This window comes from Clostridium carnis (genome assembly GCF_054657435.1).
Map to the genome: position 1 here is coordinate 1,277,636 of NZ_BAAHYS010000001.1, position 15,107 is coordinate 1,292,742.

The window sequence follows — 15,107 nt, forward strand, 5'->3', positions numbered from 1 at the left end:
TGTATAAATATTAATTTTTTTGTATAAAGGAGAATCTAATGACAGAAACAAAAAGAGAACGTTATTCTTTAAAATCTAATTTATTTTTTATATTGCCATCTTTAATAGGTATTATATTATTTATGACTCCAATTAAATTTGATAATGAAATAACAATACCTGTAGCAGTATTATCAAAATTTTTAGTTAATCTCTTAGGCAATAGTTTACCTTTTATAATAACAGCCACTGTTTGCTTTTCAGCAATATGCTCAATTATTACTAAAATAGTAAAGCCTAAGTTTATTATAGAAAATGAATTTTTAAACACTTTATTTAATGTAACTCCATTATGGTTTATATCTAGAATTATTGGTGCAGTATTTTGTACTTTATCATTTACTAAATTAGGACCTAACTTTATAATAAGTAGTTCAACAGGATCATTTGTTTTATATGATCTTTTAACAATTTTATTTTCAATATTTTTATTTGCAGGATTACTTTTACCTCTTCTATTAAACTTTGGTTTATTAGAATTCTTTGGTGCTATACTTACTAAGGTTATGAGACCTATTTTTACATTACCAGGACGTTCATCAATAGATTGTATTACTTCTTGGCTTGGAGATGGTACTCTTGGAATAATCCTTACAAGTAAACAATATGAAGATGGTTTTTATTCTAAAAGAGAAGCTGCCATTGTAAGTACTACCTTTTCAGCTGTCTCTATAACATTTAGTTTAGTTGTAATAAGTCAAGTTGGTTTATCACACTTATTTATCCCTTTTTACTTAACTGTATCTTTCGCTGGAGTAGTTGCCGCAATAATAATACCTAGAATTTATCCTTTATGTAAAATTCCAGACACTTATTATAATGGTAACTGTAAAAAGGATAGCGAATCTATTCCTGATGGTTATACTCCAACATCATGGGGATATCATCAAGCTATAGAAAAAGCTTCAAAGAATACAGATATTAAAAAATTTCTTATTGATGGATTAAAAAATGTTATAGATATGTGGCTTGGTGTTTTACCTGTTGTTATGGCATTTGCTACAACAGCTTTAATAATTGCAGAGTTTACACCTATATTTGAAATACTTGGATTACCATTTGTACCTGTACTTCAAATTTTACAAGTACCAGAAGCCGTAGCAGCATCACAAACATTAGTAGTTGGATTTGCAGATATGTTATTACCTTCTGTTTTAGCAGCTAATAGTATAACTAGTGATATGACTAAATTTATCGTAGCATGTACATCAGTTTCTCAATTAATATATATGTCAGAAGTTGGTGGTGTTTTATTAGGATCAAAAATACCAGTATCATTAAGCCAACTATTAATAATTTTCTTAGAAAGAACTTTAATAACGTTACCTGTTATAGTTTTAGCAGCTAACTTAATATTTTAAATAAAAAGAGGTCATAAGCTTTTTCTAGCGCTTATGACCTCTTTTTAATGTTGTTAAATCATATTAATAACTCTGTTAAGTACTGTATAGTAATTATAAAATATCATTACTATTATCGTAATAGACATGCTGACAATTATAACTATTTTATTTATCTTTTTCATATCTATTCCATTCATTAATATTTTTCCATTTATCACCGTTAAAATTATTAAAATTACTACAAACAAAGCTTTCAAATTATATTTAATTGTTAATATAAGTAAGCTCAAAGAAAATAAATCAATACATATTGCAGATAGTACCGGTTTTTTATAAATCAAATCTTTAATATCAAACATTTTTCCTTTTCTATAAACCTTATTTCTTTAAATAGTTAACAGTTTCCTCTGTAACTACTCCAGGTTCTCCAACTATATATATTTGTGATGGATTTATATTTTTAATTTTCTATATCTATTGTAAGTAGCCATTATTTCTTGCTTTCTTGGCATAGCTAAGCTTCCACATCCCCCTTTTATTTTTTCAATTGTAATTAGTCCATTTTTATTTACCTCTGAAATTATTGTATCTACCATTGTTTCAAAAGGTAGATTTTTAGAAGCTATGTTATTTTCTGCCCATTTCATAGCTGAACCAATAGTATTTAATTGTTCTGTATCTACTATTTGCTCTACTGATCTTAAATCTATGTTTTCTTTATTTATATTTATTGCATCTATACCTATAGTCTTTATTTTAACTCCTTTAGGTCCTTCTTCTATAGTTCCTTTTTTAATAATTTTATTAAATTTAATATTTATTTTAAGATTTCTTTCTTTTATTCTTTTTAGTATTTCTCCCCGCATTAAAGATTTAGCTTCTTTTGTAACATCCTTTGTATCGTAATTATCCATTTGAATAACACAATCTGCAACATCAAAGAAGTCTCCTGAACTTCCTACCACTATAATTGAAGATATATCTAATTGCTCATATATAGGTTTAACTATCTCAATAAATGGTGTAATTGGTTCCTTATCTTTTGCTACTAATCTTTGCATTAAATCATCTCTCATCATAAAGTTAGTTGCAGAAGTATCTTCATCTATTAATAATAGTTTTGTTTTACTTTCTATAGCTTCAATAATATTAGCTGATTGTGATGTACTTCCACTTGCATTTTCTGTTGTAAAATTTATTGTATCCTTACCATTTGGAAGATTATCTATAAATAAAGATATATCTGTTTTGGTTATAGCTCTACCATCTTCTGCTCTTACTTTAAATGCTGTATTATCTGTAATAACAAACTCTCTTCCATCACCTTCTATATGATTATATACTCCAAGTTCTAATGCTTTTAAAAGAGTTGATTTTCCATGATATCCACCACCAACTATAAGAGTAATCCCTTTTCTTATTCCCATTCCACTTACAATTCCATTATTTTTAGTTACTATTTCTACTTCTAATTCTTTTGGAGATTTAAAAGCTTTTCCTAATTTTAATGGTCTAGTAGATACTCCACTTTCTCTTGGTAACATTGAACCATTTGCAATAAAAGCTACTAACCCTAAATCCTTTAGTTTTTCTCTTATTTCTTCTTGATCTTCTACTAGCTTAACTCTATTTATTAATTTACTTTTATTTATATTATTATAAATTAAGGTATTTTCTACTATACTTGGTATAACATTATATAGTATTTTTTCAAGCTCCTTTGAAAGTACTGTTCTTCCTCTAGATGGAAAACCTACATATATTCTTGCCTCTATTTTATTCTTATCAATTATTATAGATGTTCTTTCTAAAATTTCTTGTGGACATTTACTTATAGCTATAAGACCACTTTTACCAGATCCAAATACTCTTTCACTATATTTATTTATATTAGAATAAAAAAGTCTTGTTAAATAATCACTTGTAGCTATATTCTTGTGCTTTTCATTAAATAATTCTTCAGAAAAATTAGCTATATTTTGATTAATTATTATTCTTACTCTAGATGGTGATGCAAATGGATCCCCTTGAACATGATCTATACTAAGAATATATTTTTCAAATTGATATTGTCCTTCTAAATCTTTATATGCCCTATAGCTTCTTCCATCAATTCTATTTAACTCACCCTTTAAATCATTAGAATTTTTCATTATTTTTCCCCTTCATAACTACTAAAATAATCATCTATAAGCTTTTCACTCATTCTTCTATACATATTGCTCATATTTACAAATGAACTTAAAAGTAAAAAGTTTTTTTCAAATTCATCTAATCCTTTTTCATTATTAATTAATCTTTCTTCAATAGCTTCAGCTTTTTCTGAAACTGATAGTTCTACATCTATAACATCATTATTATATTGCTCTAAATATAATTTATACACTTCTCTTAACGGATACTCTTCTCCATTTTCAATCTTACTAACTATATTATCTAAAGCTGACTTTATATCACTTATTGATAATGCCCCTTTTAAGTTATATATTAAACTCATTAAAATAACATGTTCTTTGCTATACTTCTTGTTTTTTACAGACATTAAAAGCTTACCTTTTGCATAGTTATTAACCATTGTTTTTGTTAATGCTTTATCTTCTTCATTTCTCTTTGAGTTTATAAACTTATTATCAAAAAGTTGAGTAACCTGATCCATGTATAAATCAAGTTCTGGTATCTCCTCTAAAGTTAATTGCTTTTCTAAATTTAGTTCTATAAATTTTTCCTTTAACATTTCCAAATCCATATATACCTCCACATAGTTTTTAAAACTACCTAACATTATCTATATATTTAATAATAATAGTATTATATAGATATTTCAAGAAAAACCTTAAAAATTAGTATTATTTTTCTTTTAATAGCTTTACTTTAACATTGACTTAAGCCAATCTTTAGTCAATAATATTATTATAGTATTACGTAGTTTTAAAAACTACATATTGTTAGAGAGGTGTTTATTTTGGAAAAACATTTAAGAGAACCAATAAATAGTATCACTCATTGGATTGGAGCAGTTTTATCGTTATTTGCTTTAATGGCTATGATTATAAAAGGTATAAATAATAATTTTACAGGATTACAATTTGCATCCCTTGTTATCTTTGGAATAAGCCTTATAGCCTTATATAGTGTTTCTGCCACATATCATGGAGTAATTTCAACTGACGAAATTATTTTAAGGCTTAGAAAATTAGATCATTCTATGATTTTTATTCTTATTGCTGGCTCATATGCTCCATTTTGCTTAATTGCTCTTGGAGGTCAACCTGGAATTATATTCTTTACTGTAATGATTTTAGTAGCAATTGCTGGTGTAGCTTTTAAACTTTTATGGTTTAACTCACCAAGATGGCTTCAAACAGCTATTTATATCATTATGGGTTGGAGTGCTATTTTTGTAATAAAACCTCTATCGCAAGTAATGTCACCATTTAGTCTATTTTTATTAGTACTTGGTGGAATTTTTTATACAATTGGTGGAGTTATTTATGGTATTAAACCAAGCAAACTTCAATTTGGCTCCTTTGGTTTCCATGAAATATTTCATATATTTATTTTATTAGGTAGTCTAAGCCACTTTATATGTGTTTTCACATATTTATTATAAATTTTCATAAAAACTCAAAAAGCAGATTGAGAAGTACTCAATCTGCTTTTTCATTTAACCTATTCCACCATACATAACTCCTAAAACTATAACTAATATAGTAATAGCGGTAAATCCATATTTTGCAAATAATATAAATCCATTTCCTAACTTTCTTTTTGATCCAGCATTTATTTCTTCTATAGTTTTATTTTTATCCCAAATATAATAAACTACTATAAACACTATCAATGCTCCAACTGGTGATAAAATTACTGTCATCAAATCTGCAAATCCACTAAATAAATTCATGTTTAAATTTAATGGTATTGAAAGGATAAAGGCTGCCACTGATATTAATATAGTAGCTTTTTTTCTACTTATATTTATTTGTGACATAAATGACTCAACAGGACCTTCTAACATATTTATAGATGAACTTATTGCTGCAAATATTACACTTAAGAAGAATAATATACTTAATAATTGTCCACCTGGCATTGCTTTAAATATTGTTGGTATAGTTATAAATAATAACGGTGGCCCTGCTGCTGGGTCTAGTCCAAATGCAAATACAGCTGGCATTATAACAAAAGATGCTAATAATGCTGACATTGTATCTAATATTGCTGTACTTAAAGCTGACCTTGGTATATCCATATCTTTTTTCATATAGCTACCATAAACAACCATCCCACATCCATTTAACGATACTGTAAAAAATGCCTGTCCCAACGCCATAACCCAAGTATTTACCTTAAATAAGTATTCCCATTGAGGTGTTAAAAGATATTTTACCCCATTCATTGCTCCTGGTAATGTCAATGATCTTACTGCTAATAATACAAATATAGCAAATAATAATGGCATTATAATCTTATTACTTTTTTCTATTCCTTTTGTTACTCCCATACAAACTATAACTAATGCCAACGCTATAGCTATCATATTCCAAAATATAGTTTCTGGACTTCCTGCAAAGCCATCAAAGAATGTTGGAATATCAAGTTTATTTATCCCACCTGTTACACTTAAGGTAAAGTATTTCATAATCCAGCCTACAACTACATTATAAAACATAAAAACTCCTGCTAATCCTACTGCTGGTATAATTCCTAAAATTACTCCACCTTTTAATCCTTTGTTTTTAAATGTATTTTTTACTCCTGTTAAAACTCCACCTTCTGACGCCCTACCAAAAGTAAATTCTGTAATTAGCCCTGTTGATCCTAAAATAAGTACAAAAATAAAGTATGGTATTAAAAATACTGATCCTCCATTTTGACCTAACCTATATGGAAACATCCAAATGTTCCCTAGTCCTACAGCTGCTCCTATACAGGATAATATAAATCCTGCTTTACTAGAAAAATTTTCTCTTTTCTTCATATCCTACTGTCCCCCTTAAAATAAAAAATAAAACCATATAGCCTTTGCTATATGGTTAATATACTGGGTTAAATATAAAAAGCCACATAGCATTATCTATGTGGCAATATTAGCTAAAAAACTGAGCATAGCAAACATTTCTAACCATCATAGATACAAACCAAAGTTTTGTTATTATCGGCTTGCATCTATAATATTTTATAAATACAAGTCCTACCTATAATAGTTAAAATAATACGCTTTATTAACTTTTAACAATGTAAAGTTAATTTTTTTACTCATTTCCATTCTCCTAAAACTTCATTTTACCAAATCATATCACCATATTTTACAAGTGTCAAGATAATATATTCTGAAAATTTAATAATTTACTCTATTTCCATTAAATTTTCGAAATATTTCTTTTATCTTCAAATGAAAATATGTTAAGTTTATGATATAATAACAAAATGAATAATTTTAGAAATGAGGTCGGTTTTTAGTGATAACTGTATCAAACGTAAGTTTAAGATTTGGTGGACGTAAGCTTTTTGAAGACGTAAACTTAAAATTCAATCCTGGTAACTGTTATGGTGTTATTGGTGCTAATGGAGCTGGTAAGAGTACATTCTTAAAAATTTTATCTGGTGAAGTAGAACCTAATACTGGTGAAGTTATAATAGCTCCTAATACAAGAATGTCTGTTTTAAAGCAAGACCACTTTGAATATGATGAATTCGAAGTATTACAAACTGTAATAATGGGAAATAAAAGATTATATGAAATAATGGAAGAAAAGGATGCTTTATATGCAAAGCCAGATTTTTCTGATGAAGATGGTATAAGAGCCTCTGAATTAGAAGGAGAATTTGCTGACATGAATGGATGGGAAGCAGAATCAGAAGCTTCTTCATTACTTCAAGGTTTAGGAATTGGAACTGATATGCATTATAAGAAAATGTCTGAGCTTGTTGGTGGAGATAAGGTAAAAATTCTTTTAGCTCAAGCTTTATTTGGTAACCCAGGAATACTAGTTCTAGACGAACCTACTAACCATTTAGATATTAAATCAATTAACTGGTTAGAAGATTTCCTTTTAAGATTTGAAGGAACTGTAATAGTTGTATCCCATGATAGACATTTCTTAAATACTGTATGTACTATTATGGCAGACGTTGATTTTGGTAAGATTAAGCTATATGTAGGTAACTACGATTTCTGGTATGAATCAAGCCAATTAGCACTTCAAATGTCTAAGGATCAAAATAAGAAAAAAGAAGAGAAAATTAAAGAATTACAAGACTTTATCGCTAGATTTAGTGCTAATGCATCAAAATCTAAGCAAGCAACTTCTCGTAAAAAGCTTTTAGATAAGATTACATTAGATGATATTGAACCATCAAGTAGAAGATATCCTTTCGTTGGATTTAAACCTGAAAGAGAAGTTGGTAATGAAATACTAACTGTTGAAGGTTTAACTAAAACTATAGATGGAGTTAAAGTTTTAGATAACGTAAGCTTTAGAGTAAATAAAGATGATAAAATTGCTTTCATTGGTGATAATGAAATTGCTGTTTCAACATTATTTAAAATATTAAACGGTGAAATGGAAGCTGATAGTGGAGAATTCAAATGGGGAATAACTATAACAAATGCTTACTTCCCTAAAGATAATAATGAATTCTTTGAAGATTGTAACTTAAGCCTTGTAGAATGGCTTAGACAATATTCAGGTAGCAGCCTTGAAGAGCAATCTGAAAGCTATTTAAGAGGATTCTTAGGTAGAATGTTATTCTCTGGAGAAGAAGCTTTAAAGAAAGCTAGTGTATTATCTGGGGGAGAAAAGGTTAGATGTATGTTATCTAGAATGATGTTATCTAATGCTAACGTATTAGTTTTAGATCAACCTACAAACCACTTAGATCTTGAATCAATTACAGCAGTAAATAACGGTCTTAGAGATTATAAGAGTGTTATACTATTTGCATCTCATGACCATCAATTTATACAAACAATAGCTAATAGAATCATAGACATAAAAACAGATGGTTCTATTGTTGATAGAACTATGAGTTATGATGAGTACTTAGAGTTCTCTGGTAAAAACTAATATAAAGTGCCGCATTTAGCGGCACTTTATTTTTACTTTGATATTATCTTTTCTATACACTCACTTACACTATTAACATAATTATTTGCCATTTCTTTAACACCATCTTCTACATCATTAAATGTAAAGCTATTTTCTGTTATCTTAAACATTGATATATCATTATAAGAATCTCCAATAGTATATAATTTTTCAACATTTCCACCATCTAATTCTAAAACCTTTAATATTCCATTTCCCTTTGAACAGTTTTTAGGGGCTATATCTATAAAGTGTTGGTTTCTAAATACCTCTAATTCTTTTTCATAGTTTTTTAATAATATATTTTTTGTTTCTTCTGCTAATTCTCTATTTTGATATCTTGTAAATAAACTTATTAGCGTATAAGTTTTATTTTGATTAAAAACCTTGTCCCTTGGTATTATATCTTGAAAATAATTTAATAATTCTTCAATACCATCATTTTTTAATGGATCTATAAGAAAGTTCTCACCATTTGCTTCAAAATGCATACATACATTTTCACTATCTATATAATCTCTAAAAACTCTTTCCGCAACTTCACTGCTTATTTGATTATCATAAATAATATTTCTATCTTTATCTAATATAAAAGCTCCATTACAAGCCACTATATAATCATATTTAACCTCTGGATAGTTATCAAAGATTTTATCTATTCCACTTAGACTTCTACCTGTAGAAATAATGAACTTATATCCCTTTTCTTTTAATTTTAATATAGCCTCTATATCTTGCTTTTTAATTTTATTTTCATGTACTAAAGTTCCATCTAAATCACTTGCTAAATACTTCATTCTTTACCTCGCTTCTTACGTTTTTAACTTTTATTATTATAGCATATATTATCATTCTATTATTTTTATAAATTGAAATTTATCATTTAAAATAATAACCTCTAGCTTTATAACTAGAGGTTATTTTTATATTACTTATCGTATTTTATATGAAGTAATTCATGAGCTTTTCCATGTCCAGGTTCACCCATATAAGTTTCATACATTTTATTTAATGCAGAGTTTTCATGAGATTTTCTCTTTTTAAGATTCTTATCTTGATTATATAAAACAGATGCTCTAACAGATCTTATATCTATCTTTGATCTATCAGCAGAGTTAACATGTGGCTGTCCTCCACCATTTACGCATCCTCCTGGGCAAGCCATTACTTCTATAAAGTGATAATCTTTTTCTTTCAGCTTTCCACTTTTAATAAACTCGAAAAGACTTGAAGCTCCATTTATAACTGCAACATTATAATCAGATCCACCAATTTGTACAGTAGCTTCTTTTATGCCCTCTAATCCTCTTACTTGATAATATTCTATATTTTCTAAATCGGCACCTTCAACAAAATCTTTTGCTGTTCTTAAAGCAGCTTCCATTACACCACCAGTAGCACCAAAGATTGCTCCTGCACCAGTATATTCTCCCATTGCTGGATCTACTTCTGAGTCCTCTAATTTTGCAAAATCAATTTTTGCATCTTTTATCATCTTAGCTAATTCCCTTGTAGTAATAACTGCATCTATATTTCTTAAATCATTATTTTCCATTTCTGGTCTATCAGCTTCAAACTTCTTAGCTGTACATGGCATTATAGTAACAGTAAATACATTTGCTGGATCTATATCTGAAACTTGTGGGTAATATGTCTTACTTGCAGCCCCAAATATTTGTTGTGGTGACTTAGCACTTGATAAATTTTTTCTTAATTCTGGATAATAGTTTTCAACTTGTCTAACCCAAGCTGGACAACATGATGTAAACATTGGGAACGGTCCATTTTTTTCTATTCTTTGAACTAACTCTGTTGCTTCTTCCATTATTGTCATATCAGCACCAAAATTTATATCAAATATTTTATCAAAGCCTAATTTTCTAAGAGCAGTATATATCTTACCAGTTACATCTACCCCATATCCCATTTTAAATAACTCACCCATAGCAGTTCTAACTGATGGTGCCATCGCTGCTATAACATGCTTTTCAGGATTTTCTAATGCTTCTTTAACTCTATCTGTATGTGACTTTTCAGATAATGCATCTACAGGGCATGCTGCCACACATTGTCCACATAGTAAACAGTTAGTATCATCAAAACACTTTAAGTGTTCTGGTCCAACTATCATTTCACCATTTACTTCTTGGAATTTTATAGACTCTGTTCCTGTCTTTACTTTACATGCTGCTACACATCTTCCACACTTAACACACTTAGTTCTATCTAATACTATTGACTTACTTCTATCATCTATATATTCTGATTTATCTTGAACAATAAATGGCTTAGAAGCTCTTGCCTTAGTTTTAATTACTAGTTTTAAAAATTCGCAGTTTTCTCTTCTTTTACATGGACCACATTTGAATTCATGTTTATCTAAAAGAGCTGAAACGGTCTTTTTTACTTCCTCTTGAACTCTCTCAGTATTAGTATTAATAACCATTCCATCTTGTGGGTTAATACAACAAGCTCTAACTAGCTCATCCTGTCCCTCTATTTCAACAAGGCATGTTCCACATTGACCTATATTGTTACAATCCTCTAGGAAACATAATGCTGGAATTTCTATTGCATTTTCTTTAGCTATTTTTAATATACTCTTATCTTCTGTTACTTCTATCTTTTTACCATCAATAATTATATTTTTCATACTAGCTGTGTACCTCCACAATTAATTTCTGCATAAATTCTTACAATTTACAAATTTAAAATCCTTACACTACATAATACTCTTTATTTTATCATATCGTTAAATAAAAATCATTACTTTCAAATAATAATTATTTAATATGTTTTTCTTTTAACATATTTGATTTTACGATAAATACTCCTTATGAACAATGTAAAAATATATCCAAATTAGTCGATTTATATCTGTTTTATTGTAAAATAGTACAAAAAAGACATTGTAATCAATGTCTTTCTTAAAAATACTCCTAAATTAATTATAAAATTATAAAATTTTCCATAAACAAGTATAATTTTCATATTAACTGTGAATATCAGACTTCATTTCCCAATGAATTACAAACGCTAATATAGCTCTTAATAATATAATTGCTGCTAGTATATACATTTCATCTAAAGATCTAACTATTACAGTTTTTAATATCTCAGCACCTAATTTAAACTCTAAAGCTAAAGTTAATGATTGTGCAAACTCTAATTTAATTGAATAATTCTTTTTGGCAATTAAGTTTAAACCATACTTATAAAAAGCTTTTAATGCTCCTATTATTATAATTAAAATACCCATAGTTTCTAGCAAATGAATTCCTATTGGAACTATTGTCGTTACAAAATGTTCTAACATAGCTGTTCCCCCTATTTATATTATTTATATAATTATCTAACATTACATATCTTAAGTAAATAAATTTATATATTTTTTAAGAATTATTATATACTATTTATGTTAATATAATAATATAAGTTATTTTAAAGTCGAGGTAATATAATGATAAGAATTTATAATAGAACTACTGATAGTTATGAAGTTGAAAATGTTGCTGGTGGCAACTATATAAAGTGGTCGTATGAATCTCCTGTTGGAAAAGGACTTACTGAACTTTTAATTAAAAGAAAACTTTTCTCAAAAATATATGGAACTTTTTGCGATACTGGCTTAAGCAAGAAAAAAATAAATTCATTTATAAAAGATTTTGATATAGATATGAACATATCTAATCAAAAAATAAGTGATTTTAATAATTTTAATGACTTTTTTGTAAGAACATTAAAAAATGAAGCTAGACCTATAGATATGTCTTCTGAAGCTTTAGTATCTCCTGGTGATGGTAGATTGCTTGCCTTTACTGACATATCAGTTAACAAATTAGTTCAAGTTAAAGGAATTACTTATAGTTTATCTGAACTTATTGCTGATGATAAAATTGCACAAGAATATAATGGCGGTGTTTGTTTAATCTTAAGATTATGTCCTACGGATTATCATAGATTTCACTTTATAGATAATGGAATTCCTCTTGAAAATAAATTTATAAAAGGAAACTATTATTCCGTAAATCCTATGGCTCTAGAAAGGATTCCTAAATTATATTGTCAAAATAAAAGAGAGTGGTCTATATTTAAGTCTGAAAACTTTGGAGATATTATTCATGTAGAAGTTGGAGCCACATGTGTTGGATCTATAATTCAAAGCTATACTCCTAATGAAAAAGTATCTAAAGGATCTGAAAAAGGATATTTTAAGTTTGGTGGATCTACAACCATATTATTCTTTAAAAAGAATACAGTAAAAATTGATGATGTTATATTAGATCAATCATCCCTTGGCTTTGAGACAAAAGTTTTAATGGGAGAAACTATAGGTAAAAAGGCTAATTCTTAAGGAGTGAATTTTTTGGGGGATTTAATCTATAGATTATTATTATTTTTAAATAGTAGCAAAGATAATGATTTAAATTATACAATTGCTATAACTATGCTTCAAAATATAAAGGAAATTCCTAATATGTCTATAAATAAATTAGCAGATATTTGTTATACCTCCCCAGCTACAATAACTAGATTTTGTCATAAGCTTGGTTATTCTAGCCTGATTGAATTTAAACAAAATGCTAAGTTTAATATAGATAATTACTATAATGGACTTATGAAACCTAATTCTATGTCCTTTGATATTAGTCGTGAAGATATATTAAATAATATGTCTTTAGAAATAAATAATGAAATTTTACAAGCAAAAAACTTTTTTGATTTAAAAATTATTGATAGAGTTATTGATCTTATTTTTTCTAAAGATTATGTTTATATATTTGGAACTCAGTTTGCTCAGCTTATGGCTCAAGATTTGCAGCGTAAATTTGTTAATGTATCTAAACTTATATATCACTCTAATGATGTCCAAGAACAAGAGCATCTTGCAGAAAAGCTTGATGAGAATTCTCTTGCTATATTAATCTCTCCAACTGGTAGATTTAATATCTACCACGAAAGATTATGGAAAAAGATTAAATCTAGTTCAGCTACTCTTGTTATAATAAGCGAAAGTAAAAAACCTGAATATAAAAAACATAGTGATTATATAATTTATCTGCCACCCCAAAATAGTTCCAGTGATTATATACAAAATAATAGATATGCTTTGAATTATCTTATCGAATATATCTATATTCGATATGGTAATTTGTATTCTAAGCGTTAAATAAGCAGGCGTAGACTAAAAAATCTACGCCTTAAATATTTAATTAAATTCTGCCCTTTCAATTTTTTCTATTTGATCTATTACATTTTTAAATTGTGGTAAATATTTTTTATGAGCAACTAGCATTTCATTTAATATTTTTCTACCTCTAATATCATCTGCAATTAATGGATTTGTAGTCATTGCTAATAAGGCAGTATTATAATCTCCTGTATATGCAGCCTCTGCAGCTAATCTCTCAAATGACTTTATTTGTGATGTTAGACCTTGTGCAAATATAGGTAGTGCTGTTACTGTCTCAACTGCCTTAGGACCATTTTTTCCTATATAACAACTTATTTCTACTGCTGAATCATTATCAAACTGCTTTAACACACCATTATTTTTTGTATTAACTGCTATTATTGTATTTTTATCATTATAGATTCCATTTATAACATTACAAGCTACATCTGAATAATGCGCTCCACCACGTTTTGAAAGTTCTTCTGGCTTTTCTTGTAAATTAATATCTTTATATAATTCAAATAGCTTTTCCTCTAACTTCATTACTACTTCTGCTCTAGTTTCACCCTTTTTAAATTCTTCTAGCTCACTTGAAAGCATATCTCTAGTTTTATAGTAATATCTATGATATGGACAAGGAATTATTCCTGTGGCCTTTATAAATGCTGCATCCCATTCAAATCCTTTTATATTAGCCATTGTTTGAACAGCTTCTCCAGGCACTAATAATTTCTCTATTATTTCTTTAGTAGCATCTTTTCCATCTAAATAAACTCTTTCTGCATAAACCATATGATTTAACCCTGCAAAATCTACTGTTATTCTAGATGGATCAACCTTTAATAACTCTGCAAATGAATAATGTAATCCTATTGGTACATTGCAAACTCCAATTACCTTTTTATGAACACCATATCTTAATAATGCCTCTGTTACAATTCCAGCTGGATTTGTAAAGTTTATAAGCCATGCATTAGGGCATAATTCCTGAATGTCTCTTGCTATATCTAATATTACTGGTACTGTTCTTAATGCTTTAAATAAACCGCCAGCTCCATTAGTTTCTTGACCTAAAAAACCATGACTTAAAGGAATTCTTTCATCTTTAGCGCGTGCTGCTAATAATCCAACTCTTAACTGAGTTGTTACAAAATCTGCATCCTTTAACGCTTCTCTTCTATCTAATGTTAAATGTATTTTCATTGGTACTCCTGCTTTTTCTACCATTCTCTTAGCTAAAGCACCTACTATTTCTAATTTTTCTTTTCCCTCTTCAATATCCACAAGCCAATATTCACTAACAGGCATTTCATCATATCTCTTTATTAATCCTTCTACTAGTTCAGGAGTATAGCTTGATCCCCCTCCAATAGTTACAATTTTTAATCCTTTATTATTCATAAATAAATCCCCCCTATAAATCAAAACTTTTATTTGAAAGTATTTTTTATCTTATATCCT

Annotated in this window: 13 protein-coding genes; 5 read left to right on the forward strand and 8 right to left on the reverse strand. The window is 28.1% G+C overall.

Annotation, left to right across the window (positions count from 1 at the left end; translation table 11 throughout):
- Window positions 1-38: 38 nt before the first annotated feature.
- Complete coding sequence (locus ACYQ1T_RS05900; RefSeq protein ID WP_459832872.1) at window positions 39-1,400, forward strand: YjiH family protein; 1,362 nt, start codon at window positions 39-41, stop codon at window positions 1,398-1,400.
- A gap of 53 nt (window positions 1,401-1,453) precedes the next feature.
- Here ACYQ1T_RS05900 and ACYQ1T_RS05905 read toward each other — a convergent pair whose 3' ends face one another.
- The 3 genes from ACYQ1T_RS05905 to ACYQ1T_RS05915 form a co-directional block, all read right to left on the reverse strand.
- Window positions 1,454-1,741 (reverse strand): hypothetical protein, encoded by a 288-nt coding sequence (locus ACYQ1T_RS05905; protein WP_459832874.1) that lies wholly within the window; start codon window positions 1,739-1,741, stop codon window positions 1,454-1,456.
- 93 nt (window positions 1,742-1,834) lie between these two features.
- Window positions 1,835-3,535: an ABC-ATPase domain-containing protein gene (locus ACYQ1T_RS05910; RefSeq protein WP_459832877.1), complete on the reverse strand. Its 1,701-nt coding sequence runs from the start codon at window positions 3,533-3,535 to the stop codon at window positions 1,835-1,837.
- Entirely contained in the window at window positions 3,535-4,128 is a 594-nt protein-coding gene (locus ACYQ1T_RS05915; protein WP_459832880.1) for a DUF1836 domain-containing protein, read from the reverse strand. Before ACYQ1T_RS05915 ends, ACYQ1T_RS05910 begins: the two co-directional genes overlap by 1 nt.
- 216 nt (window positions 4,129-4,344) lie before the next feature.
- Between ACYQ1T_RS05915 and trhA the strand changes: the two genes are divergently transcribed.
- Window positions 4,345-4,992, forward strand: a complete 648-nt coding sequence (gene trhA / locus ACYQ1T_RS05920; protein WP_459832882.1) for a PAQR family membrane homeostasis protein TrhA — start codon at window positions 4,345-4,347, stop codon at window positions 4,990-4,992.
- 54 nt (window positions 4,993-5,046) lie between these two features.
- Here the strand turns inward: trhA and ACYQ1T_RS05925 are convergent, their stop codons facing one another.
- Window positions 5,047-6,360, reverse strand: coding sequence for a sodium-dependent transporter (locus ACYQ1T_RS05925; RefSeq protein ID WP_459832884.1), 1,314 nt, complete (start codon window positions 6,358-6,360; stop codon window positions 5,047-5,049).
- 481 nt (window positions 6,361-6,841) lie between these two features.
- On the opposite strand from ACYQ1T_RS05925, the gene ACYQ1T_RS05930 reads away from it, so the two are divergent.
- Entirely contained in the window at window positions 6,842-8,449 is a 1,608-nt protein-coding gene (locus ACYQ1T_RS05930; RefSeq protein WP_459832887.1) for an ABC-F family ATP-binding cassette domain-containing protein, read from the forward strand.
- A 32-nt stretch (window positions 8,450-8,481) separates the two neighbouring features.
- On the opposite strand, the gene ACYQ1T_RS05935 is transcribed toward ACYQ1T_RS05930, so the two are convergent.
- The 3 genes from ACYQ1T_RS05935 to ACYQ1T_RS05945 form a co-directional block, all read right to left on the reverse strand.
- Window positions 8,482-9,267: a Cof-type HAD-IIB family hydrolase gene (locus tag ACYQ1T_RS05935; RefSeq protein ID WP_459832889.1), complete on the reverse strand. Its 786-nt coding sequence runs from the start codon at window positions 9,265-9,267 to the stop codon at window positions 8,482-8,484.
- Window positions 9,268-9,398: 131 nt separating this feature from the next.
- On the reverse strand, window positions 9,399-11,123 hold the full coding sequence (locus tag ACYQ1T_RS05940) for a ferredoxin hydrogenase (RefSeq protein ID WP_459832892.1): 1,725 nt from the start codon (window positions 11,121-11,123) through the stop codon (window positions 9,399-9,401).
- A 339-nt stretch (window positions 11,124-11,462) separates the two neighbouring features.
- Complete coding sequence (locus ACYQ1T_RS05945; protein WP_459832895.1) at window positions 11,463-11,786, reverse strand: DUF1622 domain-containing protein; 324 nt, start codon at window positions 11,784-11,786, stop codon at window positions 11,463-11,465.
- A 144-nt stretch (window positions 11,787-11,930) separates the two neighbouring features.
- Between ACYQ1T_RS05945 and ACYQ1T_RS05950 the strand changes: the two genes are divergently transcribed.
- Window positions 11,931-12,824: a phosphatidylserine decarboxylase gene (locus ACYQ1T_RS05950; RefSeq protein WP_459832897.1), complete on the forward strand. Its 894-nt coding sequence runs from the start codon at window positions 11,931-11,933 to the stop codon at window positions 12,822-12,824.
- Between the two features lie 12 nt (window positions 12,825-12,836).
- Window positions 12,837-13,640, forward strand: coding sequence for a MurR/RpiR family transcriptional regulator (locus tag ACYQ1T_RS05955; RefSeq protein ID WP_459832900.1), 804 nt, complete (start codon window positions 12,837-12,839; stop codon window positions 13,638-13,640).
- Between the two features lie 39 nt (window positions 13,641-13,679).
- Here the strand turns inward: ACYQ1T_RS05955 and ACYQ1T_RS05960 are convergent, their stop codons facing one another.
- Window positions 13,680-15,047, reverse strand: coding sequence for a 6-phospho-beta-glucosidase (locus tag ACYQ1T_RS05960; RefSeq protein ID WP_459832902.1), 1,368 nt, complete (start codon window positions 15,045-15,047; stop codon window positions 13,680-13,682).
- Window positions 15,048-15,107 lie beyond the last annotated feature (60 nt).